The organism is Oryzobacter terrae (assembly GCF_042756445.1).
In the GTDB taxonomy this organism is placed as follows: Bacteria; Actinomycetota; Actinomycetes; order Actinomycetales; family Dermatophilaceae; genus Oryzobacter; species Oryzobacter terrae.
Map to the genome: position 1 here is coordinate 2487382 of NZ_CP170578.1, position 23311 is coordinate 2510692.

23 protein-coding genes are annotated in these 23311 nt (G+C 74.1%); 10 read left to right on the top strand and 13 right to left on the bottom strand.

Features of this window, described 5'->3' with window-relative positions; translation table 11 throughout:
- Positions 1-59 precede the first annotated feature (59 nt).
- Complete coding sequence (locus ACFWN3_RS11750) at positions 60-701, bottom strand: proteasome activator (RefSeq protein ID WP_377639782.1); 642 nt, start codon at positions 699-701, stop codon at positions 60-62.
- Positions 702-944: 243 nt separating this feature from the next.
- Here ACFWN3_RS11750 and ACFWN3_RS11755 point away from each other — a divergent pair, with 243 nt between their 5' ends.
- Both ACFWN3_RS11755 and ACFWN3_RS11760 read left to right on the top strand, forming a co-directional pair.
- Entirely contained in the window at positions 945-1577 is a 633-nt protein-coding gene (locus tag ACFWN3_RS11755) for a DUF2975 domain-containing protein (protein ID WP_377639784.1), read from the top strand.
- Entirely contained in the window at positions 1577-1807 is a 231-nt protein-coding gene (locus tag ACFWN3_RS11760) for a helix-turn-helix domain-containing protein (protein ID WP_377639786.1), read from the top strand. Before ACFWN3_RS11755 ends, ACFWN3_RS11760 begins: the two co-directional genes overlap by 1 nt.
- Positions 1808-1831: 24 nt before the next feature.
- Here the strand turns inward: ACFWN3_RS11760 and ACFWN3_RS11765 are convergent, their stop codons facing one another.
- From ACFWN3_RS11765 to ACFWN3_RS11800, 8 genes are all read right to left on the bottom strand, one after another.
- Positions 1832-2527 carry a class F sortase gene (locus ACFWN3_RS11765; RefSeq protein WP_377639788.1) on the bottom strand — a complete coding sequence of 232 codons (696 nt, stop codon included), beginning with the start codon at positions 2525-2527 and terminating at the stop codon, positions 1832-1834.
- Between the two features lie 142 nt (positions 2528-2669).
- The gene (locus ACFWN3_RS11770) at positions 2670-3500 is read right to left on the bottom strand and encodes a DUF4397 domain-containing protein (RefSeq protein WP_377639790.1); all 831 of its coding nucleotides are present in this window, start codon (positions 3498-3500) and stop codon (positions 2670-2672) included.
- 142 nt (positions 3501-3642) lie between these two features.
- Positions 3643-4902: an MFS transporter gene (locus ACFWN3_RS11775; protein WP_377639792.1), complete on the bottom strand. Its 1260-nt coding sequence runs from the start codon at positions 4900-4902 to the stop codon at positions 3643-3645.
- 128 nt (positions 4903-5030) lie between these two features.
- Positions 5031-7904, bottom strand: coding sequence for an FtsX-like permease family protein (locus ACFWN3_RS11780; RefSeq protein ID WP_377639793.1), 2874 nt, complete (start codon positions 7902-7904; stop codon positions 5031-5033).
- Positions 7901-8632: an ABC transporter ATP-binding protein gene (locus tag ACFWN3_RS11785; RefSeq protein WP_377639795.1), complete on the bottom strand. Its 732-nt coding sequence runs from the start codon at positions 8630-8632 to the stop codon at positions 7901-7903. Before ACFWN3_RS11785 ends, ACFWN3_RS11780 begins: the two co-directional genes overlap by 4 nt.
- Positions 8629-9348: a PadR family transcriptional regulator gene (locus tag ACFWN3_RS11790; RefSeq protein ID WP_377639797.1), complete on the bottom strand. Its 720-nt coding sequence runs from the start codon at positions 9346-9348 to the stop codon at positions 8629-8631. The genes ACFWN3_RS11785 and ACFWN3_RS11790 overlap by 4 nt, the downstream gene beginning before the upstream one ends.
- A 271-nt stretch (positions 9349-9619) precedes the next feature.
- Positions 9620-9982, bottom strand: a complete 363-nt coding sequence (locus ACFWN3_RS11795; RefSeq protein WP_377639799.1) for a DUF1304 domain-containing protein — start codon at positions 9980-9982, stop codon at positions 9620-9622.
- A 528-nt stretch (positions 9983-10510) separates the two neighbouring features.
- Positions 10511-11488, bottom strand: a complete 978-nt coding sequence (locus ACFWN3_RS11800; RefSeq protein WP_377639800.1) for an NAD(P)H-quinone oxidoreductase — start codon at positions 11486-11488, stop codon at positions 10511-10513.
- Between the two features lie 116 nt (positions 11489-11604).
- Between ACFWN3_RS11800 and ACFWN3_RS11805 the strand changes: the two genes are divergently transcribed.
- Both ACFWN3_RS11805 and ACFWN3_RS11810 read left to right on the top strand, forming a co-directional pair.
- Positions 11605-11772, top strand: coding sequence for a hypothetical protein (locus ACFWN3_RS11805; protein ID WP_377639802.1), 168 nt, complete (start codon positions 11605-11607; stop codon positions 11770-11772).
- 97 nt (positions 11773-11869) lie between these two features.
- Positions 11870-13339 (top strand): PhoX family protein, encoded by a 1470-nt coding sequence (locus ACFWN3_RS11810; protein WP_377639804.1) that lies wholly within the window; start codon positions 11870-11872, stop codon positions 13337-13339.
- 15 nt (positions 13340-13354) lie between these two features.
- Here the strand turns inward: ACFWN3_RS11810 and ACFWN3_RS11815 are convergent, their stop codons facing one another.
- The 3 genes from ACFWN3_RS11815 to ACFWN3_RS11825 are packed head-to-tail and all read right to left on the bottom strand — an operon-like array spanning position 13355 to position 16514.
- A complete protein-coding gene (locus tag ACFWN3_RS11815) occupies positions 13355-14119 on the bottom strand; it encodes an IclR family transcriptional regulator (RefSeq protein WP_377639806.1) in 765 nt (254 codons plus the stop codon).
- Positions 14119-14799, bottom strand: coding sequence for a response regulator (locus ACFWN3_RS11820; RefSeq protein ID WP_377639808.1), 681 nt, complete (start codon positions 14797-14799; stop codon positions 14119-14121). Before ACFWN3_RS11820 ends, ACFWN3_RS11815 begins: the two co-directional genes overlap by 1 nt.
- Positions 14796-16514, bottom strand: a complete 1719-nt coding sequence (locus tag ACFWN3_RS11825) for an ATP-binding protein (protein WP_377639810.1) — start codon at positions 16512-16514, stop codon at positions 14796-14798. The genes ACFWN3_RS11820 and ACFWN3_RS11825 overlap by 4 nt, the downstream gene beginning before the upstream one ends.
- Before the next feature lie 99 nt (positions 16515-16613).
- Between ACFWN3_RS11825 and ACFWN3_RS11830 the strand changes: the two genes are divergently transcribed.
- From ACFWN3_RS11830 to rraA, 5 genes are read left to right on the top strand one after another with little or no spacing between them, the layout of a single operon-like run.
- On the top strand, positions 16614-17627 hold the full coding sequence (locus tag ACFWN3_RS11830; protein WP_377639812.1) for a Bug family tripartite tricarboxylate transporter substrate binding protein: 1014 nt from the start codon (positions 16614-16616) through the stop codon (positions 17625-17627).
- A 1-nt stretch (position 17628) separates the two neighbouring features.
- The gene (locus tag ACFWN3_RS11835; protein ID WP_377639814.1) at positions 17629-18144 is read left to right on the top strand and encodes a tripartite tricarboxylate transporter TctB family protein; all 516 of its coding nucleotides are present in this window, start codon (positions 17629-17631) and stop codon (positions 18142-18144) included.
- Positions 18144-19709, top strand: coding sequence for a tripartite tricarboxylate transporter permease (locus ACFWN3_RS11840; RefSeq protein ID WP_377639816.1), 1566 nt, complete (start codon positions 18144-18146; stop codon positions 19707-19709). The genes ACFWN3_RS11835 and ACFWN3_RS11840 overlap by 1 nt, the downstream gene beginning before the upstream one ends.
- A complete protein-coding gene (locus ACFWN3_RS11845; RefSeq protein ID WP_377639818.1) occupies positions 19706-20098 on the top strand; it encodes a universal stress protein in 393 nt (130 codons plus the stop codon). Before ACFWN3_RS11840 ends, ACFWN3_RS11845 begins: the two co-directional genes overlap by 4 nt.
- Complete coding sequence (gene rraA, locus ACFWN3_RS11850; RefSeq protein WP_377639820.1) at positions 20098-20574, top strand: ribonuclease E activity regulator RraA; 477 nt, start codon at positions 20098-20100, stop codon at positions 20572-20574. Before ACFWN3_RS11845 ends, rraA begins: the two co-directional genes overlap by 1 nt.
- A 113-nt stretch (positions 20575-20687) precedes the next feature.
- Here the strand turns inward: rraA and ACFWN3_RS11855 are convergent, their stop codons facing one another.
- Positions 20688-21182 carry a MarR family winged helix-turn-helix transcriptional regulator gene (locus ACFWN3_RS11855; protein ID WP_377639822.1) on the bottom strand — a complete coding sequence of 165 codons (495 nt, stop codon included), beginning with the start codon at positions 21180-21182 and terminating at the stop codon, positions 20688-20690.
- Between the two features lie 249 nt (positions 21183-21431).
- Between ACFWN3_RS11855 and ACFWN3_RS11860 the strand changes: the two genes are divergently transcribed.
- Positions 21432-23228, top strand: a complete 1797-nt coding sequence (locus ACFWN3_RS11860; protein WP_377645587.1) for an ABC transporter ATP-binding protein — start codon at positions 21432-21434, stop codon at positions 23226-23228.
- Positions 23229-23311: the final 83 nt, after the last annotated feature.

Here is a 23311-nt window from a genome sequence, read left to right on the forward strand (position 1 = left end):
AGAGCTCCTCGGACGGCTCATCCCCCGGGCTGCCCAGTGAGAGGGGGCGGCCCGCTCGGTCAGAGGTACTGGCCGGTGCCCTCGGCGTGACCGGGCTCCTGCGAGCCGTTGGTGGGCAGGCCCGGCGCGCCGTGCGGCATCGACGGGTGCGGGGCCGAGGTGCCCGGGGGCAGCTGGCGCATCTGCTGCAGCTGCGCCTGGGCGGCCATCTGCTGCGCGACGAGGGCCGTCTGGATGCCGTGGAAGAGCCCTTCGAGCCACCCGACGAGCTGGGCCTGGGCGATCCGCAGCTCGGCATCCGACGGCTCGGCGTCCTTGAACGGCAGGGCGATCCGCTCGAGCTCGGCGATGAGCTCGGGGGCCAGGCCGTCCTTGAGCTCGGCGATGGAGCGGTCGTGGATGTCGGCGAGCCGGGCCCGGCCGCGGTCGTCGAGCGGGGCGCTGCGCACCTCCTCGAGGAGCTGCTTGACCATCGACCCGATGCGCATCACCTTGGCCGGCTGCTCGACGAGGTCGGCGGGGTTCGTGGAGCGCGGGCGGGGGCTCTCGCCGGCGTCGGGCTCACCGGGCGTCGGGTGCGGCGCGACGCCCATCCCGTCGGGGGTGACGACGACGACGCGCTCGCCGTCGCTCGTCACGGTGGCAGGCACGCCCCGGTCCTCGTCGCCCTGGTCGCGGTCGTCACGCGGCTGCTCGCTCATGGACCCATCCTGCAACACCGCACCCGCGGCCTCGTCGCGTGTGCCCAGGTGGTCGCGCCCGCAGCCACGTCAGCACACGCCGCGGGGACCACGGGCCGCGTGTGCCCAGGTGGTCGCCGGAGCAGCCGCCTGAGCACACGCGGCGGAAAGTGCGCACGAAGCGGTTGACATCGAGAAACGATATGCATATCGTCTGTCGATGTCATCGACCATCGATATGCACCCGGACCCGAGGGGGACCCCATGACCGAGCAGCGCCCGCCGTCGCCGCACCCCACCGAGAAGAAGGACCCGCTGACCTTCGACCGGTTCGACCGGTGGGGACTCGGCCTCGTCCTCGGCGCCGTCGCCCTGGTGACCGCGGTCGTCGAGGTCGTGCAGCCCGCCCTGCGCTGGGCCGGCGGCGACGCGCTCCCGGTCGAGGTCGTCGCTCCGGTCCAGGCGCCCGGCCTCGAGCTGCCCCTCGGAGACGACGGAGCCGGGACCTTCGAGGTCCTGCTCCCCGAGCCGGGCGGCCTCTGGCGCTTCCTCGACCTCCTGCCGGGCGTGCTCCTCACGGGCATGGTGCTCCTCGGGTGCTGGCTCCTCCTCTCGGTCATGCGCACCGTCGCGGGCGGTGACCCGTTCCACCCCGCCAACGTTCGCCGGCTGCGGACGGTGGGGATGCTCCTCGTCGTCGGGGCGCCGGTGCTCTACTTCGTCGAGGTGTCCATCAGCGGCGCCCTCCTGGGCCGGACCGACCTCGGGAGCGCCGAGGCCGCCGCCTGGACGGCGGTCCCCGGGATCCCGGTGGTCGCCGGGATGGTCGTCGGCCTCCTCGCCGAGGCGTTCAAGGGCGGCAGCCGCCTGCGCGACGACGTCGAGGGCCTCGTCTGATGCCCGTCGAGGAACCGCACCGGGTCGTCTGCCACCTCGACCGACTCCTCGAGGAGCGCGGGATGACGCTCGCCGCCCTCGCGGAGGCCGTCGGGGTCACCGTCGTCAACCTCTCGGTCCTGAAGAACAACCGCGCCAAGGCCGTCCGGTTCAGCACGGTGACCGCGATCTGCGACGTCCTCGGCTGCCAGGTCGGCGACGTCCTCAGCCTCGAGCCCCCGGTGTCCTGAGCCGGGACCCGGGCGTCGGCGGCCTCAGACCGGGACCGCGGTGACGACGACGTTGTCGCGGTGGCTGCGCAGCTCGGGGAGGTACTCGCCGCCGCACGTGATGAGGACGAGCAGGGGCCGTCCGTCGCGGGCGAAGATCTCGTCCACCGGCAGGGCCTTCTTCACGATCGCCTCCCGCCCCCTCACCTCGTACGCGTGCTCGGTGCCGTCCGCCGTGGTGACGACGACCCGCATGCCGGGCCGCGCGCTGCGCAGGGCGGCGAGGGCTCCGGGCCCGTCCTCACGGGTGGCGACGTGGCCCGCGATGACCGTGTGGCCCTCGGGGTCGGCGGGCGCCGAGCCGAACCGGTACCAGCCGACGCTCGTCGGTGCGGCCGGGATGACCATCGCCCCGTCGGCCTGGACACCGACGCCCGTGACGGTGGCGTCGACGTCGAGGTCGGGGATGCGCAGGCGGGAGGGCGCCGGGGTGTCGCGGGAGGCCAACGACCCGAGCGTGGCGTCCCGGGTCGGCGGCGGGCTGAACGACGGGCTGGGACCCGGGCCGGACGGGGACGCAGAGGCGGTGGGGGAGCCGCGCACCTGTGCGAGCTCCGCGCCCTCCGACGCCCCCGGCCGGGCGAGCACCCACGCCACGAGGGCGACGACGGCCAGCACCGCCACGACGGCGGCACCGGCCGAGACGGCGGCCCAGCGGGTGGGTCGGGGGGTCCGGGTCATGCGCTCCCTCCTCGGGACAGGGTGACGAGCCGGGCGACTCGACGCGACGGCCCGGGCCGGGAGACCGTCGGAACGGTCCCCCGGCCGGGCTGCGGTCGGGCCCGACGCAGGGTCGGCGGTGTCGAGCCCGACGGGTGGGGGGTCAGGCTCGGGTGCGACGGACCTGGACCGCCGCACCACCGGCGACGAGGGTCGCCAGCAGGGCGAGGCCGCCGAGGAGCACGGGCGTGCCGTCGGCGGGCAGGTCCGCAGTGCCGGACGGGACGCCCGAGGGGGCGCTGTGCAGGCCGTCGATGGTCTGCACGGCGACGTCGAGGGAGTCCTCCTCGGCCGAGCCCCAGGCGTAGACGATGGTCGCGGCGCCCTCGGTCACCGGGACGTCGGCCGGGCCGATCACCGGGTCGGTGGTGCCGGCCAGGGCGACCGAGGCCGAGACGGTGCCGGCCGGGAGGTCGGCCTTGGCCTCGTCGGGGTTGGTGAGGTCGCTGAAGACGGCCTCCCCGCCGGCGAGCACGTCGACCGCCGGGGCGGCGGCGGTGTGGCGCACGATGAGCCGACCCTGGCCCGCCGCGGTCTCGCTGACGTCGTTGACGAACGGCGTGAGGACGGGGTCGCCGCCGGCGTCGAGGTGGGCGGCGACCGAGATGTTCGCGTCCGCGGGGACGGTCACGTCGGTGGCCTCGATCGCCGGGTCGCCGGAGGGGTCGCCGTCGGCCGCGAAGACGGCGAGGTTGTAGGTCCCGGCGGGGAGGTCGACCGGGTCGGTGACGGTACCCGGCTCGAAGTCGGTGAGGAGGGCCTCCTCCGCGGTGTAGGTGGTGTCGGCACTGACGTACACGTCGACGGTGAGCCCCGGGACAGCGTGGACGACGACGACCTTGGCGTCGTCGGCCGCGGCGGCAGGGGTGGCGAATGCTGCGAGGGGGAGGGCGGCGACGGCAAGGGCCGCGGCTCCCGCGAGGGCAGTGCGCATGCTCGGGTTTCCCTTCGGAAGAGGAGGTGTGACACCCCCTCTTCCGGGTCGGTCCCCCGGCTGGATGCAGCCCGACGGGACTCGTCGACCGTGTCGAAGGTCGCGGACCCTTCGCATCCGCCCCTCGTCCGGGGGCGGGCGCTCAGGAGGTCGCGGGGGCGGGCACCTCGGCGCCCGGCTCGGGGGCGAGCGCGTCGGGTCCGCCGAGACGGCGCAGCGCCGGCTGCGCGAGGAGGGCCAGGAGGGCCGCGCCCACGCCGGCGGCGACGGTGACGGAGAACGCCCCGAGGTGGCCGTGGACGTCGGCGAGCCGACCCGCGACGCCCGACCCGATGGCGTAGCCGATGCCGGTCGCGCCGGCGAGGAGCGTCATCGCCGCGCCGACCTTCGAGGGCGGGGCGGCCCGCTCGCCGAGCATGAAGACGCTGATCATGTACGGCGCGACGACGAACCCGAGGACGAGGACGACGGCGAAGAGGACCGGCACCGAGTCGGTGACGAGGAGCGGCGAGGAGAGCAGGGCCAGGCCGACCGCCGCCACCAGGACCCGTGGGGCGTAGCCGAACCGGGACGGCAGGCCGGCCACCGCGAGCCCGGCGATGACCGAGCCCACCCCCAGCGAGGCGTGGACGAGACCGGCGACGCCTGCCTGGCCGGCCTGCGTCGCGAGGACGGTGGTGCCCGTCTGGATCGAGCCGAAGACGACGCCGATGAGCAGCTGCGCGACGGCGAGGACGACGAAGGTGCCCGTGACGAGGCGGGCACCACCGTCGACGGCCGCCCGGTGTGCGTGGGTGAGCCGGGCGGTGGGGTGCAGCGCGAAGGCACAGCCGAACACGAGGAGCACGGTGGCCGCGACGACGATCGCCAGCGACGGGCTCGCGAGCACGACGAGCAGCCCGAGCAGCGCGGGGCCGAGGACGAACGACGCCTCGTCGGCGGCGCCCTCGTACGAGAAGGCGGCCTCCATGAGGCGTGGCTGGCGCGGACCCTGCGCCCGGGTGATGGGTCGCCACCGGACCCGGGCGAGCGGGCCGATCTGCGGCATCGCGGCGCCGGCCAACCCCGCCGATGCGATGACGAGGCCCGGCGCGACGTCGGCGTGGGACGTCATCACGAGCAGCAGCAGCCCGGCGCCACCGAGCAGCGACTGGACCAGGACGACCGGGCGCTGGCCCACCCGGTCGGCGAGGGCCCCGGCGACCGGGGCGCCGATGGCGTTGGCCACGGCCAGCGCACCGGCCGCGGCGCCGCCGAGCCCGTACGAGCCGGTCGAGCCGGAGACGAGGAGGAGGGCGCCCATCTGGCTCATCGCGAGCGGGAGCCGCCCGATGAACGCGACGGCGACGTAGAGGGGTCCGGCGAGGGTGAACAGCCGGCGGTAGGAGGCGATGGGTGACATCGGTGGTGCCTTCGGGTCGAGCGCCGGGTACGGCGGATCGGGCGTGCGCCGAACCCGCCTCCAACGACGCACCAGGACCCTGTGCTGCCACCCAGTCTACCGCCGCCCGGCGAGCGGAGCCTCCGGCCTCAGGTGGCGCGACGGGTGACCTGTGGCGCCTTGCGGATACCGGCCGCGGCCAGGGCTGCCGCCACCAGCGGGACGAGGACCCCGAGGATGAGCAGGGACGCCCACGGGATGACGAGGACCCCGTCGGTCGCCATCTGCTGCCCGGTGAGCGGGTCCCAGCTGTCGGAGGTCAGCGGCTTGGCGATGGCGATGCCGGGGACCAGCCCCACCCCGACCCCGAGCACGCAACCGACCGCCGCCAGGAGGAAGGCCTGCCCGGCCGCCATGACCCGCCGCGTCCCTCGGGTCGCCCCGAGGGCGGCGAGGGTGGCCTGGTCGGTCTGCTGCTCGGCGAGGGTCAGGGCGGTCGAGGTGAGCGTCACGACGAGGATGAGGAGGGCGAACACCCCGAGGAGGATGCCGACGACGAGCCGGTCCTCGCGCTGGAACCCGCGCTCGACCTGGACTTCGGTGTCGTCCCCCGCGCGCTGCTGGAGCTGCTCGGCCTGCTCGGTCGTGATGGCGCGGCCGTCCTCGGTCCGGATGGTCAGGCTGCGCGCAATCGTCGGCCAGCCGCGGGTCGTCGCCGTGTCGGCCGCGAAGGCCAGCCCCGTCTGGAGCATCGCACCGGAGGACTCCTTCGTGTTCGGCACCGCGACGAGGGGGACGGTCACCTGCTGGTCGACCTCGACGTCGGGGTCGACGGCCTCCTGGGCCGTCGGGTCCTGGGCGAACGTGCCGCGCACGACCGTCACGCTCGGGCCGTCCAGGCCCCGGGCGATGGCCGCGCCGCCACGGACCGCGGTGGCCTGCGCCTCGTCGAGGTCGAGGCGACGGACGAGCTCGTCGGCGGGCAGGACGAGGACGCTGGCGTCACCCGTGCCGGTCGTGCCCAGCCTCCCGCACTTCTGGATCGTGGCCTCGTCGACTCCCTCGGACTGCGGGACGTAGAAGCCGAGCGACTGTTCCGGCGTGCAGCCCGGGACGAGGACGTTGACGAAGACGAGCCGGTAGGGCTCGGTCGGCTGCCGGCCGGTCTGCCACGGGTCCCCGGTGTCGACGACCCGGTTCTGGGTGACGACGGCGCCCGGGACGATGGTGCGCACCGAGGCCTCGTCGGGGACGAGGTCGGCGGCCCACGCGCTCAGCACCGCCTCGCCCGCGAGGGTCTGCGGCACGTACTCCGCCCGGCGCTGCTCGGTGTCACTCTCGAGGCCGGTGAGCCCGAAGGTCAGCCCGGCCACGGCCGCGAGGACCGCGGCGACCGACGGGGCGCTGCGGGCCCGGTGCCGGGCGAGGTCGCGCGCCGCCATCCGCAGGGCCGTCGGCAGCGTGCCGCCGGCCCGACCCACCCCGGCGAGGATGAGCGGGACGAGGAAGAGGGAGCCGAGGATGAGGGCGATCGCCCCGAACACCACGAGGACGTCGGGGGACAGGCCCGCGACCATCCGCTGGCCGCCGTCCGGCATCACGGCTCCGGTGGCCGTGATGAGGACGGCGCTCCCCGCACCGGCGAGCACCACCCCGGTCGCGAAGATCCACGGGCTGGGGCGGGGGGAGACGCTCTGGCCGCGCATGACGCCGACGATGTCGAGCCGTCCGAGCCGCCGGGCGGGCACGAGCGCCGCGACGACGGTGCTCAGCAGCGCGCACACGGCGATGGCCGCGAGGAGCCCGGGCCGGACGTCGAACGGCGCCTGGATCCCCTCGCCGTCGCGGCGGGTCCACACGACGACGGCGTAGGCAGCGGCGACCCCGACGACGGGGCCGATGACGGCCGAGACGCCCCCGAGGACGAGGGCCTGCGAGAGCACCGTGCGGCGCAGCACCGCCGTCGTCGCCCCGTTGCTCGCGGCCAGCGCCAGGGTGCGCCGCTGGCGGTTGGCGCTGACGGCGAAGGCGGGCCCGACGAGGAGGGTGCACGTCGTGAGGAGCATGACCGCCCCGAGCGCCACCATCAGGCGCAGCTCGTTGTTCGCGGCGACCGCGGTGTCGGCGCCGGCCTCACGCAGCTGTGCCTCGGTCGGCGGGTTCCGCAGGACCTCGGCGGACGTGACGCTGAAGCCGTGGCCGTTGAGGCGGCGCAGGTCCTGCCAGGTGACGGGGTCGTCGCCGCGGACGATCCACGAGCTGCCGCTGGAGGCCTGCGCGCCCGGCAGCGGCGCGGGGACGACGAGGCCGCCGGAGGTCCACATCCCGCCCGTCTTCGCGGTGCCGACGACGGTCAGGGTCGAGGCGGTGTCGTCGACCGACACGGAGAGGGTGCCCCTCGCCGGGACGCCGCGTGCGACGGCGGCCTCGGTGACCAGGACCTCGGAGGCGGTGGTCGGCCAGCGGCCGTCGAGGAGACGGAGGCGCTCGCCGAGGTCGACGCGGCCGTCGAGTGCCGTGATGTCGACGGAGAGGCGCCGCTCGCCGACGGTGACCCGCCCGGGGAACACGACGACCGGGCTGACGGGGGCACCGACGAGCGCTGCCACGGCGTCGGCGTTGCCGAAGGCGTCCTTCTCGCGGTCGAACCCCGGGACGGCGGTGGCCTCGCCGGGGCCGGACCCGTAGCCCTCCTGGGCCGACACGCCTTGGCTGATCTGCAACGCGTCGGGCCCCTCGAGGAGCGCCTGTCCGTTCCCCATCGTCGGGGCGATCAGCTCGGTGCCGGCGATGTCCGAGGTCGCCGCGAAGGTGACGAGGGCCGACAGGAGCAGCGTCGGGATGACGACCATGACGACCGCGAGGGCGCTGCGCCCGCGGTGGCGGCGCACGTCGCGCCGCGCCATCCGCAGCGCCACCGACCACGTCGAGCGCCAGGTCGCGAACCGGCTGCCGCCGGGGGTGGGGGGTTCCTCGCGCGGCGCGTCACCGGTGCGCTCGTCGGGGTGGACGAGGGTCGTCATCGGGCTGCTGCCTCGCTCGCGAGGAGGTCCTCGGGCGTCTCGCGCTCGCCCGTGGAGTCGACGACGACCCCGTCGCGGAGGAAGACGACCCGGTCGGCCCAGGCGGCGTGCCGCGCCTCGTGGGTGACGAGGAGGCCGGCGACGCCCTCGTCGCAGCGCTCGCGCAGGACGCGCAGCACCTCTTCGCCGGTGTGGCTGTCGAGGGCGCCGGTGGGCTCGTCGGCGAGGACGAAGCGGCGGCTGCCGACGAGGGCCCGGGCGATGGCGACGCGCTGCTGCTGGCCCCCCGACATCTGGTCGGGGTAGCGGTCGGAGAGGTCCATCAGGCTCATGAGGTCGAGGGTGTGGCGGGCCTGCCTGCGGGCCTGGCGGGCGCGGATGCCGTCGAGCTCGAGGGGCAGGGCGACGTTCTCGGCCGCGGTGAGGCTGGGGATGAGGTTGTAGTCCTGGAAGACGAAGCCCATCCGGCGGCGCCGCAGCCGGGCGAGGTCGCGGGGGCCGAGGTCCTCGAGGGCGTCGCCGCCGATCGACACGCTGCCCGAGGTCGGCCTGTCGAGGCCGCCGGCGACGTTGAGCAGGGTCGACTTGCCCGACCCGCTCGGGCCCATGACGGCGACGAGCTCGCCGAGGCCGATCTCGAGGCTGACGCCGGCGAGGGCGGTGACCGCCGTGTCGCCGGTGCCGTGGACGCGGGTGACGTCGGTGAGGACGACGTGTGCTGCGGTCATGACTGGTTCCCCCCGTGGTGCGTGGTCATCGGTTCGCGGTCGAGCGCCAGGGCGCCTCGGGCGCCGTCGGCGGGCCGGGCGCCGTCGGCGGGTGTGGCGCCGTCGGCGGGTGTGGCGGCGTCCTCGACCGAGGGGCCACCGGTGCCGGCTGCCGCCGGGGGCGGCCGGCGGGCGAGCATCGTCTCGACGTGGTCGAGCCAGCGGACCTCGGCCTCGGCGGCGAAGACGAGGTTCTCGAGGACGAGCAGCCACGCCAGGCCGGTGTCGTCGCGGGAGGGCGTGCCCTCGGCGGCCCCCTCCGCGCCGCCGAGGGCCTCGCGCTTGAGGCGGGTGAGGTCGCGCAGGTGCCGCAGCGTCGCGGTCCGCTGGGTCTGCACGACGCGGCGCACGTCGACCTCGGGCGCCGTGACGGCGAGGGCGAGCTTGATCGTCAGCTCGTCGCGCGGGGTGCTCGTGCGGTCGACGGGGGTGTCCCACCAGGAGTCGAGCTCGAGGCGCCCGGCCGGGGTGAGGCGGTAGGCGATGCGGCCCTCGGGGTCGGCGTCGCCGACCTGCTCGACGAGGCCGTCGCGCACGAGGCGGTCGAGGGTCGTGTAGACCTGCCCGACGTTGAGCGGCCAGGTGCCGCCGGTGCGCCCCTCGAACTCGCTGCGCAGCTGGGCGCCGTACTTCTCGCCCTCCGCGAGCAGGGCCATGAGGCCCGACCTGACGGACATCCGGCAGCTCCCTCCGCAAGGGTCGAGATACCGGGTATACCGACCGTGATGGGCCATGTATACCGAGTATGTGTGGGGTCGTCAAGCATGAACCCGCCGTCGGTGGGCAGGGAGGCGGGCATGTCCCCGCTGAAGATCCGACCCGCCGGCGGCGCCCCCGGGTGCCTGATGATGATCCTCGTGTCCGTCGTGCTGTCCGTGCTGCTGACCGTCGTGGCCAACGTGCTCCTGCGGTGAGGTCGTTGGTGGGCGCGACCCGCGGGCCGACGGGTCAGCGGGCGAGCAGCTGGGCGACGAGCGCGAGGGCGCCCGGGAGCGCCTGGACGAGCAGGATGCGGCGGCTCGCGGTGGCCGCGCCGTAGAGCCCGGCGACGACGACGCAGGCGAGCCCGAAGACGGCGAACGCGAACCGGTGGTCGGCCGGGCCGACGAGGCCGAGGACGAGGGCCGCGACGAGGAAGCCGTTGTACAGGCCCTGGTTGGCGCCGAGGACCTTGGTCTCCTGGGCGAACTCCTTCGTCGTCCCGAACGCCGCGCGCCCCCGCGGGGTGGTCCACAGCGCCATCTCGAGGACGACGATGTAGACGTGGATCAGCGCCACGAGGGCGGTGAGGACGGTGGCGACGAGGCTCATGGCCGATGTCTACCGCACCCCGCCCACCCGCCGACAGGCCTGGGCTCACGCGCCGTCATCACGCCGTCCGGTCAGGGTCGGCGCTATGCGGTCCCGCGACGTTCGGCCAGGGTCGGCGGTATGTGGTCCAGCGACGTCCGGATGGATCATGTGGTGGACCAGGGCTCCGGCCCCCGCCCTGGCTCACCCGGTGACCCATCCGAACCAGATGGATCACCGGACCGGCCGTCCGAATGGGGTGGCGCGCTGAGTGATCCATCCGAACCAGATGGATCACCGGAGCGGCCGTCCGAATGGGGTGGCGCACTGAGTGGTCCATCCGAACCAGATGGACCATGTGGTGGGCCAGAGGTCCGGCCACCGCGCTGGCTCACGGGGTGGTCCATCCGGACCAGATGGATCACGGGGGCCGACCGTCCGCAAGGGGTGGCGCACCAGGTGATCCATCCGGACCTCTCCGGACGGGTCATGCTTCGGGGCTTCCGTTGCTCCTGGATCCCCATGGCGGCCGCGGGCACGGCTCCCACCTCAAGTCGTGAGGAGGACCTTTCCGACGTGGGTGCTCGCCTCGAGCTCGCGGTGGGCGTCGGCGGCTGCGGCGAGCGGGTAGGTCGCCTGCACGACGGGGTGCACCCGCCCGGACGCGACGAGCGGCCACACGTGCTCGCGCACCGCCGCGACGATCGTGGCCTTCTCGTCGGCCGGCCGGGACCGCAACGACGTCGCGATGACGGCGGCGCGCTTGCGGAGCAGGACCGACAGGTCGAGCTCGGCCCGGGTCCCGCCCTGCATCCCGATGACCACGAGCCGCCCCGCCGTGGCGAGGAGGTCGACGTTGCGGGCCAGGTAGGACGCACCCATGTTGTCGAGGATGACGTCGGCACCGTGCCCGTCGGTGGCGGCGCAGACGACCTCGACGAAGTCCTGCTCGCGGTAGTCGACGAGCACCTCGGCGCCGAGCTCGCGACAGGCCCGGAGCTTCTCGGCGGAGCCGGCCGTCACCGCGATCCGCGCCCCGACCGCGCGGGCGAGCTGGATGGCCATCGTCCCGATCCCCGACGACCCGCCGTGGACGAGGAGGGTCTGGCCGGGCTGGAGGTTCGCCGTGAGGAAGACGTTGGACCACACCGTGCACGCGACCTCGGGCAGTGCCGCGGCCTCGACGAGCGAGACCCCCGCGGGCACCGGGAGCACCTGCCCGGCGGGCACCCTCACGAACTCGGCGTAGCCGCCGCCGGCGAGGAGCGCGCACACCCGGTCTCCGACCTCCCAGCCGTCGACCCCCTCACCGAGGGCCGCGACCCGGCCGCTCACCTCAAGCCCGGGCACCTCCGACTCCCCTGGCGGCGGCGGGTAGTGGCCCTGCCGCTGGAGCAGGTCGGCCCGGTTCACCCCGGCCGCCGCGACCTCGACGAGCACCTCGCCGGCCCGCGGCTCCGGTCGCTCGACCTCGGCCAGGACGAGGGCCTCGGGCCCGCCGGGGGTGGGGATCGTCATCGCCTTCATCCCGCCACGGTAGGGCCCCCCGACCGCCATGGCCCGACCGGGCCATGGCCCGGCGTGAGGCACCGGCGGACGATGGACGGGGCGCAGCCGGCCGGGCAGCAGGAGGAGGTGTCCCCATGACGCGACTGTCGTGCCTCGTCGGCGTGCACCGGTGGGAGCGCCACGTCAACCGCGAGGTCCCGGGCCGGGGAGGCGGGTACGACCTCCGCTCTCGGTGCGGGCGCGAGCGCCAGGGCTACGACGAGGGAGGCAACCCCTCGTTCAGCGGCCCGCTCATCGCCTGAGAGGGCGTTCAAGGGCGCACGTCCGCACACCCCCGTTCGCGCGGGTGTCGTCCTACGGTGGAGGATCCGCCGTCCGCCACCGATGGGAGCGAGAACCATGTCGATCGAACGCCGCACCGTGCTCAAGGGAGGGGCCGTCGTCGCCGGCGGCGCCGTCCTCGGGGGACCGTTCCAGGGGCTGGTCGCCGCACCGGCGTCGGCCCTCGGGGCGCCCGCGTTCCGCGGGCTGCGTCCGGTGCCCGACGAGCGCGACGGCGCCGTCCGCCTCCACGTGCCCGAGGGGTTCCGCTACCGCTCCTTCCATGACACCGAGTCGCCGGTCACCCTCGACGACGGCACGGCGCTGCCGGGTCGCCACGACGGGATGGCCGCGTTCCGGGGCGCCCACCGAGGCCGCGTCACGCTCGTGCGCAACCACGAGGTCAACAACCCCGGCCCGGCCTTCGGCCCGGTCGGTGACCACACCTACGACCCGATGGCCCGGGGCGGCTGCACCGTCGTCGACGTCAGCCTCACCGGCGAGGTCGCCAGGTCGTGGACCGGTCTCAACGGCACGATGATGAACTGCTCCGGCGGCCCCATGCCGTGGGGGACGTGGATGACGTGCGAGGAGACCGTGAACGGCCCCGACGTCGGCCCCGACTTCACCGGTGCCTCTAACGTCCCGCTCACGAAGCCGCACGGCTACCTCTTCGAGGTCCCGACCACCGGCCGCTCGAACGGCGAACCCGTCACCCGGGCAGGCCGGTTCGCGCACGAGTCCGTCGCCTTCGACCCCCGCGGCGGCAGCCTCTACCTCAGCGAGGACAACTTCGCCTTCCCCTCGGGGTTCTACCGCTACACCCCGCGCACCTCCCCGATGGAGACCGGTCGCCTCGACAACGAGGGTCGCCTCCAGATGCTCAAGGTCAAGGGCGTCGACCGCGCCCACCTCGAGGCGACCCAGCGCAAGGGCGCCCGGTACAGGGTCGAGTGGGTCGACATCGACGACCCGGACCCCACCTACGCCTACACCCCGGGCCAGGTCGCGCCGACGAGCAACGACACCGCGATCAACCACGTCGGCGACCAGGGCCGCGCCCAGGGCGCCGCGGGGTTCTCCCGGCTCGAGGGGACGATCCACGACAAGGGCGTCGTGTACTTCACCTCGACCCAGGGCGGCGGCGCCGCGATGACGGGCCCCGACTCGGTCGGCGGCTACGGCAAGGGCTTCGGCCAGGTCTGGGGCTACGACACCCGCAGCGAGACCCTCTTCCTCGTCTACCAGTCGCCCGCGAAGCAGACCTTCGACTTCCCCGACAACATCACCGTCAGCCGCACGGGCACGCTCGTCGTGTGCGAGGACGGCAACCAGGACAACTACGTCCGCGGGCTCTCGCGCGGTGGGCAGCTCTGGGACATCGCGCTCAACCGGGTCCAGAACTCGCGCACCGGGCAGCCCCGCTACGACGACGAGTTCGCCGGCTCGACCTTCAGCCCCGACGGCCACACCCTCTTCGTCAACATCCAGGCCAGCGCGGGCATGAGCTTCGCCATCTGGGGCCCGTGGTCGCGGATCGGCGTCTGAGGCCGAGGCGCTCCCTCAGGGCGCGGTTCGGCCGAGCCGCGTGCTGAGGGAGGTCGCCGCCCGGCGCACCGCCCCGACGAGCCGCACGGTCGCGGCGGCGTCGACGTCGGCCTGCGGGAAGGTGACCGCCACTCCGGCGACGGGGTAGTCGTTGTGGTCGAGGACGGCGACGGCCACGGAGCCGAGTCCCGGTGTGACGAGGCCGTCCTCGACCGCGTGGCCGCGCTGGCGGACCGCCTGGAGCTCGGCGCGCAGCTGGGTCGTCGACGTCGGCCCGCGGCCGTCGCGCTGCACGAGGGCGGCCCGGTCGGGGTAGAGCGCCCGGACCTGCGCGGCGGGCAGGGCGGCGAGCATCGCCATCCCGGAGGCCGTGAGCGCGGCCGGCAGGCGGACCCCGACGTCGGTGACGAGGAGGGGCCGCCCGGGCGCCCGCTGCTCGATGACGTAGAGGACGTCGCGCCCGTGGAGCACGGCGAGGTGCGCGTTCTGCCCGGTGGCCTCCGCGAGGCGGTCCATGACGCCGCGCGACATCCGCTCGAGCGGCGCCTGGCGCTGGTAGGCGGAGCCGAGCTCGTAGGCGGCCAGGCCCAGCCCGTAGCGGCGCTCCTCGGGCAGGTGCCGGACGTAGCCGCGGTCCACGAGGACGGCGAGCAGGTGGTACACGCTCGAGCGGGGCAGCCCGAGGTCGCGGGCGATGGCGGCCGCGGGCACGGGTTCGCCACGGCGGGCGATGAGCGCGAGGACGTCGAGGGCGTGGCCGGCGGCCGGGGCGTTCGCCATCAGCCCACCCAGCGGTAGCGGCGCTCGGGCCGGCCGGTGGAGCCGTAGCGCAGGCGGACGTCGGCGCGCCCCGTCGTCACGAAGTGCTCGAGGTAGCGGCGCGCGCTGACCCGGGAGAGCCCGACGCCCTCGGCCACCTCCGTCGCCGACAGGGTCTCGGCCGCTGCCGCGAGCGCGTCCTCGACGAGCCTGGCGGTCTCGGGGCTCATCCCCTTGGGCAGCGCCACGGCCGAGGCGCTCGAGGAGCCGGAGACGCGGGCGAAGACGCGGTCGACGTCGGCCTGACCGCTCACCTCGGCGGCGCCGAGCAGCGCCCGGTTGGCCGCGTACCGGCGCAGCCGCTCCTCGAGGTCGGCGAACCCGAAGGGCTTGAGGACGTAGTCGGCGACCCCCAGGCGGACCGCGGCCCGCACGGCCTCCGACTCCTTGGCCGCGGTGATGACGATGGCGTCGCAGGGGGCGGGACCGGAGCGCAGGTCGGCGAGGAGGTCGAGGCCGAACCGGTCGGGCAGGTAGAGGTCGAGGAGGAGGAGGTCGGGGCGCAGCGTCGCGACGGCGTCGGCGGCCTCGGCTCCCGAGTGGGCGACCCCCACCACCTCGAAGCCGTCGACCCGCTCGACGAACCCCACGTGGATCCGCGCGACCATGAAGTCGTCGTCGACGACGAGGACCCTGATCACGTCGTCGCCTCGTGCGGAACCGGTTCTGCCGCTTCGGGGTCCACGAAGGTGGAGACACCCAGGCGCGCGATGAAGGAGGTGACGCCGTCGACCCGCTCGACGTCGATCTCGCCACCGCGACGCCGGCAGACGAGCCGGGTGAGGGCGAGCCCGACGCCGTGCTCCATCGGGTCGACCCGCTTGGTCGTCACCCCGTGCTCGAAGACCGACGACCGCACCTCGTCGGGGATGCCGGGGCCCGAGTCGGACACCCGGATCTCGACGGTGCTCGCGTCCTGGCCGATCCGCACCGTGACGAACGGCGCCGTCGCCGACCCGCGCGGGGCGTGCTCGAGGGCGTTGTCGACGAGGTTGCCGAGGACGGTCGCGACGTCGGCGGCGTCGTGGGGCTCGAGCCGCTCGAGCCGGGTGTCCTCGGTGAGGGTGAGCTCGACCCGCCGCTCGTTGGCGGTCGCGACCTTGGCCATGAGGAGAGCCGCGATCGTCGGGTCGTGGACGAGCGTGTTGACCGTGAGGTCGAGCGCGTGGCGACGCTCGCTCAGGGCGTCGACGTAGCGGACCACCTCCTCGTGCTCGCCGATCTGGATGAGCCCGCTGATCGTGTGCAGCTGGTTGGCGAACTCGTGCGCCTGGGCGCGCAGCACGTGCGCCGTGGAGCGGAACGAGCCGATCTCGCGCTCGAGGTCGGCGAGGGCCGTGCGGTCGCGCATCGTCGTGACCGTGCCGAGGACGCGGTCGCCGCTGACGACGCGCATCGTGCTCATGACGAGCACCTTCCCACGGCGGATGACGACCTCGTCGCGGGCCGCGGTGACGAGGTCGTCGGGGTCGTCGCCCGGTGCGGCACGCACGTTCTCGCCGACGAGGACCTCGCGCAGCCGGCCCTCGATCCGCAGGTCGGCGACGGCCATCCCGATGGCGTGCTCCGGGAGGTCGAGGAGGTGGCGTGCGACCTCGTTGACGAGGGTGATCCGGTGCTGCGGGTCGAGCGCGATGACGCCCTCGGCGATGCCGCGCAGCATCGCCTCGCGGTGCTCGGCCAGGCCGGCGATCTCGCGCGGCTCCATCCCGCGGGTCTGCCGCTTGATCCGGCGCGAGAGCAGCCAGGACCCCCCGAGCCCGACCGCGAGGGCGATCCCGAGGTAGGTGAGCAGGTAGGACGAGGTGCCCTGGAGCCGCTCGAGGGTGGAGGGAGCGACCTCGGCGACCATGACCGTCCCGAGCCGCTCGCCCGCCCTCGACCGCGTGGACGGGTCGCTGTCGTCGTCGTCCCCGGCGAGCACTGGCACCTGCGACGCGATGAGCTCCTGGCCGCCGATGGTGAGCGTCCCCGACCAGCTCCCGCCCCGGGCGACCCGCGGGTCACCGACCGGGAGCCGGCGCTCCTCGAGGGTGGGGTCGGTCGACACCCGGACGTCGAGGTCGGGCTCGGCGAAGGTGACCGACGTGACGCCGGTCTGGGTGACGAGGCTGAGGGCCAGGGTCGCGAGCCCGGTGCGCTGCTCGGGCCGGTCGAGGTTCGCCCGCACGAGGGGGCTCGACGCGACCTGCTCGGCGATCGCCGAGACCCGGCGTCCCTCGACGCGCTCGAAGGTCGCCTCCGACTGGGCCAGCGAGACCGCGGCGACGGCCACGAGGACGACGGCGATGATCGCGAGCTGGAGGGCGAACAGCTGCCCCGCCAGCGTCGTCCGACGGCGCCTCAGCCTGACCACAATGAACACAACCTTCTCTGCCGACACAAGCGCGACAGGGGGCCGCCGCGCCACGACGATCATCGCGTCCGACTTCACCACACGAAAGTGATCTCAACGATGAGACTCCACCGCATCGCCCTCGGGGCCGTCGTCGCGGCCTCCCTCGCACTCACCGGCTGCGGCGCCACGAAGGACCAGGGCGGCGCCGACGCGTCCTCCTCGGCCAGCGGTGGCGGCGCCCCCGCGACCGGGCTGCAGTACATGGTCCCCAACAGCCCGGGCGGCGGCTACGACACGACGGCGCGCACGGCCGCGCAGGTGATGGAGAAGGAGAAGATCACCGGCACCGTCCAGGTCTTCAACCTTCCCGGTGCCGGCGGGACCGTCGGCCTCCAGCGGGTCGTCAACGAGAAGGGCAACGGCAAGCTCGCGATGCAGATGGGCCTCGGCGTCGTCGGCGCGGCCTACACGCAGAAGTCGGCCGCGTCCCTCAACGACACGACCCCCATCGCCAAGCTCATCGAGGAGGCCGGCGCGATCGTCGTGCCCAAGGACTCCCCGTACCAGGACATCACCTCGCTCGTCGACGCGTGGAAGAAGGACCCCAAGGCCCTCGCCGTCGGCGGCGGCTCGTCGCCGGGCGGCCCCGACCACCTGCTCCCGATGCAGCTCGCGGCCGCGGTCGGCATCGACCCCAAGACCGTCAGCTTCGTCTCCTACGATGGTGGCGGCGAGCTCCTCCCCGCCCTGCTCGGCAACAAGATCGCCTTCGGTGCCAGCGGTTTCGGCGAGTTCCTCGACCAGGTCGAGGCCGGCGACGTCCGCGTCCTCGCGGTGACCTCGGCCGAGCGCGTCGCGGCGCTCGAGGACGTCCCGACCCTCAAGGAGTCGGGCATCGACCTCGAGTTCACCAACTGGCGCGGCGTCGTGGCTCCCCCCGGCATCTCCGCCGAGGACAAGCAGGTCTGGATCGACGCCTTCACCAAGATGCACGCCTCCGCCGGCTGGAAGGCCGAGCTGGAGAAGCGCGGCTGGGTCGACGCGTTCGAGACCGGTGACGAGTTCGGTGCCTTCCTCAAGGCGCAGGACACCGAGGTCGCGGACATCCTCAAGAAGCTCGGCCTGGCCTGACATGACCACCGAGGCCACCACGGCCACCACCTCGGTCAGGGACCGCGCGCAGTACGGACTGTGCGCGGCCCTGGCCCTGGTCGGGGTGGTCGTCATCGTCGACGCGAGCCGTCTCGGCGCCGTCACCAGCAGCAACGACCCGATCGGTCCGCGCGCCATGCCGTTCGTCGTCGGCGGGGCCCTCCTCGTCGTCGCCGCCCTCTACGCCCTCGACGTCTTCCGCGGCGGGGTCGGCGAGGCCGAGGCCGGCGAGGACGTCGAGCTCGGCCAGGCGGCCGACTGGAGGACGGTCGCGCTGCTCGCGGGGGCGTTCGCCCTCAACGCCGTCCTCATCGAGCCGCTCGGCTGGGTCATCAGCGGGGCGCTGCTCTTCGCGATGTCGGCGTTCGCGCTCGGCAACCGCCACCACGTGCGCGGGCTCGCCATCGGCGTCGCCCTGTCGCTCATCACCTTCTACGGCTTCGCCATCGGGCTCGGGGTCAACCTGCCCGCCGGCATCCTCCAGGGGATCCTCTGATGGACAACGTCAACGCCCTCCTGGGCGGGTTCGCCGACGTCATCACGCCGATGAACCTGCTCATCGCCCTCCTCGGCGTCACCGTCGGCACCGCCGTCGGCGTCCTCCCGGGCATCGGGCCGGCCATGACGGTCGCGCTCCTCCTGCCCGTCACCTACGGCCTGCCGGTCGAGCAGTCGCTCATCCTCTTCGGCGGCATCTTCTACGGCGGCATGTACGGCGGGTCGACGACCTCGATCCTGCTCAACACCCCGGGGGAGTCGTCCTCGGTCGTCACCGCCCTCGAGGGCAACAAGATGGCCAAGTCGGGGCGCGCCGCCCAGGCGCTCGCGACGTCGGCGATCGGCTCGTTCGTCGCCGGCACCATCGCGACCGCGCTGCTCGTCTTCGTCATGCCGCAGGTCGTCGACTTCGCGATCACCCTCGGCCCGCCCGAGCTGCTCGCGATCATCCTCGTCGCGTTCGTCGGCACCGCGGCCATCCTCGGGTCGTCCCGGGTCCGCGGGTTCGCGGCGCTGCTCGTCGGGCTGGCGCTCGGCCTCGTCGGCACCGACTTCGTCACCGGCCAGCAGCGGCTCACCTTCGGCAGCCCCTTCCTCGCCGACAACATCGACGTCGTCGTCATCGCCGTCGGCATCTTCGCCGTCGGCGAGGCGCTGTGGGTCGCCGCCCACCTGCGCCGCAAGGCCGCGACCGTCATCCCCGTCGGACGGCCGTGGATGTCCAAGGAGGACTGGGGCCGGTCGTGGAAGCCCTGGCTGCGCGGCACGGCGCTCGGGTTCCCCTTCGGCGCGATCCCCGCCGGCGGCGCCGAGATCCCGACGTTCCTGTCGTACCTGACCGAGCGCAAGCTGACCAAGCACCCCGAGGAGTTCGGCAAGGGCGCCATCGAGGGCGTCGCCGGTCCCGAGGCGGCGAACAACGCCTCGGCCGCCGGGACGATGGTCCCGCTGCTGGCGCTCGGCCTGCCGACGAACGCGACGGCGGCGATCATCATCGCGGCCTTCATGTCCTACGGCATCGAGCCCGGCCCGCTGCTGCTGACCAAGCAGCCCGACCTGGTCTGGATGCTCATCGCCAGCCTGTTCATCGGCAACTTCTTCCTCCTCGTGCTCAACCTGCCACTGGCGCCGACCTGGGCCAAGCTGCTGCGCATCCCGCGGCCCTACCTCTACGCGGGGATCCTGTTCTTCGCGTCGATGGGCGCCTACGCGGTGCAGGGCCAGCCGTTCGACCTGTACCTGCTGCTCGCCCTCGGCTTCGTCGGCTTCGCGATGCGGCGCTTCGGCCTCCCGGTGCTCCCGCTCATCGTCGGGGCGATCCTCGGGCCGTTGTTCGAGCGCAAGGTCCGGCAGGCGCTCCAGCTGACCGGCGGCGAGGTCTCCGGCCTGCTCGGCGGTCCCGTCGCGTGGGTCTGCTACGCCTTCATCGCCACCGTCCTGCTGTGGCCGTTCATCTCCAGGCTCGTGCGGCGTGGCCGTGGCGGCGACGGGGGTCCCGGGGACGGGCCCTCCGCCGGTGCCGAGCTCGACCGTGTTGCCAAGCTGGAAGGACCCGGATCATGACCGTTCTCGTCGGCTACGTGCCGAACGCGTTGGGAGAGGCCGCCCTTCGCGCCGGCGTCGAGGAGGCACGGCTGCGCTCGCAGCCGCTCGTCGTCCTCAACATGTCGCGCGACGACATCCTCGTCGACCCGCGGAGGGCCGGTGCGGACGACCTGGCTCGCGTCGAGCGCGACCTCGCCGAGCTCGGCGTCTCGGTCGAGGTCGTGCGGGTCGAGGAGGGGTCCGACACCGCCGAGGCCATCGTCGCCGAGGCGGAGGCCCGCTCGGCCGTGCTCGTCGTCATCGGGCTGCGCCACCGCACCGCCGTGGGCAAGCTCCTCATGGGGTCGGTCGCGCAGCGGATCCTCCTCGACGCCCGGTGCCCCGTCCTCGCCGTCAAGGCGGAGTGATGGGCGACGGCGTCGCGACCGCCGACCTCTACGACGAGCAGGGCGACGCCCTCCAGTCGTGCTCGCTGCAGTTCCGGCGGATCGGCGGGGTGCAGCGGTTCTCGGGGGTCGTGAGCACGGTGCGCTGCCACCGCGACAACGCCCTCGTGAAGTCGGTGCTCGGCTCGCCGGGGGAGGGTCGGGTGCTCGTCGTCGACGGCGGCGGGTCGCTCGAGTCGGCCCTCGTCGGTGACCTGATCGGCGCCGCAGCCGTCGCCAACGGGTGGGCCGGCGTCGTGGTGAACGGGGCGGTGCGCGACGTCGTGGCGCTGGGCTCGCTGCCGCTGGGGCTGTTCGCGCTCGGGTCGAACCCGCGCAAGAGCGCCAAGGACGGCGTCGGCGACCAGGACGTGCCGGTGTCCTTCGGCGGCGTCGAGTTCGTCCCCGGAGCCACCCTCTGGGCCGACGAGGACGGCATCCTCGTCACCCGCCCCTGACCCCTGCTCCTGCTCCCTGTCACAAGTTCGGGGTGACCCCGAAAATGTGAGCTCCACCCCGGTTCTGAACCGGGGTGGAGTGCGCCATTCCGGGGTGGAGCGGACGGTGCGGCTCAGCCGTCCCCGGGCTCGTCGTCCTCGAGCGTGGTGAGGATGCGGCGGAGGGCGGCGCGGTCGTCGCTCGTCAGCCGCTCGAAGTAGGTCCGGGCGTCGGCCTTGCGGGCCGTCTCGACCTCCGCGACGAGGGCCCGGCCGTCGGCGGTCAGCGTGAGGACGGTGGCCCGGCGGTCGGTGGGGTCGGGGCGGCGCTGCACGAGCCCGCGCTCCTCGAGGGAGTCGACGACGTCGGTCACCGAGCGCGGGGCCACCCGCAGGTGCGCGGCGAGCTCGCCGGGCCGGATGTCGCCGTGCCGTGCGACGACCCGCAGCGCCCGCACCTGGTGCGGGGCCAGCCCCCACGGCGCCGTGACCTCCGCCCCGCGGTGCCGCAGCGAGCGAGCCAGGCGCATCACGAGGTCGCCGAGGTCGGCCTCGGCCGCGCTGTCCCGCGCCGTGGACCGGCGGTCGTGCCGCGATGGTTGGCGGTCGCCATCAGGGAGTGCGGGCATGCGGGGAATGCTAGCGCGAAGTCATGTGTTGGGCTCATTGTGAGGTAACCTCACCAAAGACCACGACAGGAAGGAGGGGTGCCCATGACGGCCACCGTCACGCACTCCCGATCCACCACCCACCCGACCGGTGGCAGCGCCTCTGCGCTCCCGGTCCCCGACACCCACCTCGGGGGCGGCCCCGGCGGCGACCCCGGCCACGGTGCCCGCGGCTCCCACGGCGGCGGCCGCGGCGGACGCGGCGGCGCCATGACCGTCGACCCCCGCGACCGGGCCCGCCTCGCCGAGGCCCCCGTCCCGATGAGCCGCGTCCTCGCCCTCTTCGGACCGCACCGCGCCCGCATCGGCGTCGTCGTCGCGATCATCGTCGTGACGAGCGTCGTCGGGCTGGCCCAACCGTTCCTCGTCCGCGAGGTCGTCGACGTCGCCCTCCCGCAGCAGGACGTCCGGCTTCTGCTCCTCGCCGTCGGCGGCATGGTCGCGGTCGCGGCCGTCACCCAGCTGCTCGGTGTCGTCCAGACGTGGCTGTCGACCCAGGTCGGCCAGCGCGTCATGCACGGCCTGCGCACCGAGGTCTTCACCCACCTCCAGCGCCAGTCGCTCGGCTTCTTCACCCGCACCCGAGGCGGCGAGGTGCAGTCGCGCCTCGTCAACGACGTCGGCGGGATGCAGGGCGTCGTCACGTCGACGGCGACCTCGATCGCCTCGAACGTCACGACCGCGGTCGCCACGGCGGTCGCGATGGCGGCGCTGTCCTGGCGCCTGTCGCTCCTCTCCCTCGTCGTCATCCCGCCGGCGATCTGGCTGACCCGCAAGGTCGCGCTCATCCGCCGCGAGGTGACGGCCCGCCAGCAAGGTGCGCTGGCCGACCTCAACCACCAGATCGACGAGGGCCTGTCGGTGAGCGCCGTCCGACTGGCGAAGACCCTCGGCACCGGCCCCCGCGCGGCCGAACGGTTCGCGACGACCTCCGACTCGCTCGTCGACCTCGAGCTGCGCTCGCAGCTCGCCGGGCGCTGGCGGATGGCGACGATGCAGATCGTCTTCTCCGTCATCCCCGCGCTCGTCTACCTGGCGGCCGGCCTGCCCGCGACCTCGGGCGGAATGACGATCGGCACGCTCGTCGCGTTCACCGCGCTGCAGGGCGGGATCTTCCGCCCGCTCATGGGGCTGCTCAACGTCGGCGCCCAGTGGGTCGCCTCGATGGCCCTGTTCTCCCGCGTCTTCGAGTACCTCGACCTCGTGCCCGACGTGCCGGCGCCGGTGTCGCCGGTGGCGCTCGACCCGCGCCGGGTGCGCGGCGACGTGCGCATCGAGGACGTGACGCTGCGGTACCCCGGCTCGGACCGGGACGCCGTCGCGGGGCTGTCGCTCACCGTCCCCGCCGGGTCGACGCTGGCCCTCGTCGGGCCGACCGGGTCGGGCAAGTCGACCGTCGCCGGGCTCCTCGCCCGGCTCCACGACCCCGACACCGGGCGCGTCACCGTCGACGGGGTCGACGTGCGCGACCTCGACCCCGAGGTCCTCGCGTCGGTCGTCGGCGTCGTCTCGCAGGAGAGCTACCTCGTCCACGCGTCGGTCCGCGACAACCTGCTGCTCGCTCGGCCCGAGGCCTCGGAGGGGGAGCTGTGGGGGGCCCTGGCCGCGGCGCAGGTCGCCGACCTCGTCGCCTCGCTGCCCGACGGCCTCGACACGATGGTGGGGGCGCGCGGTCACCGGTTCTCCGGCGGCGAGCAGCAGCGCCTGGCCGTGGCGCGCACCATCCTGCGCGACCCACCCGTCCTCGTCCTCGACGAGGCGACCTCGGCCCTCGACACGGCGACCGAGCGGGCGCTCCAGCTGGCCCTCGACGAGCTGGCCCGCGGGCGCACGACCGTGACGATCGCCCACCGGCTCTCGACCGTGCGCGACGCCGACCGGATCGCCGTGCTCGACGGTGGCCGGCTCGTGGAGTCGGGCACGCACGACGAGCTCGCCGCGGCCGGGGGTCGCTACGCCGCCCTCGTCGCCGCCGCCGACCGCGCCCCGGTGCCCTCCCACGCCTGAGCCCCGTACACGAATCGACCAATAGGTCACGACAGGTACGCCACCCCTCCGGCGCGGATGTACCCGTCGTGACCTATTGGTCG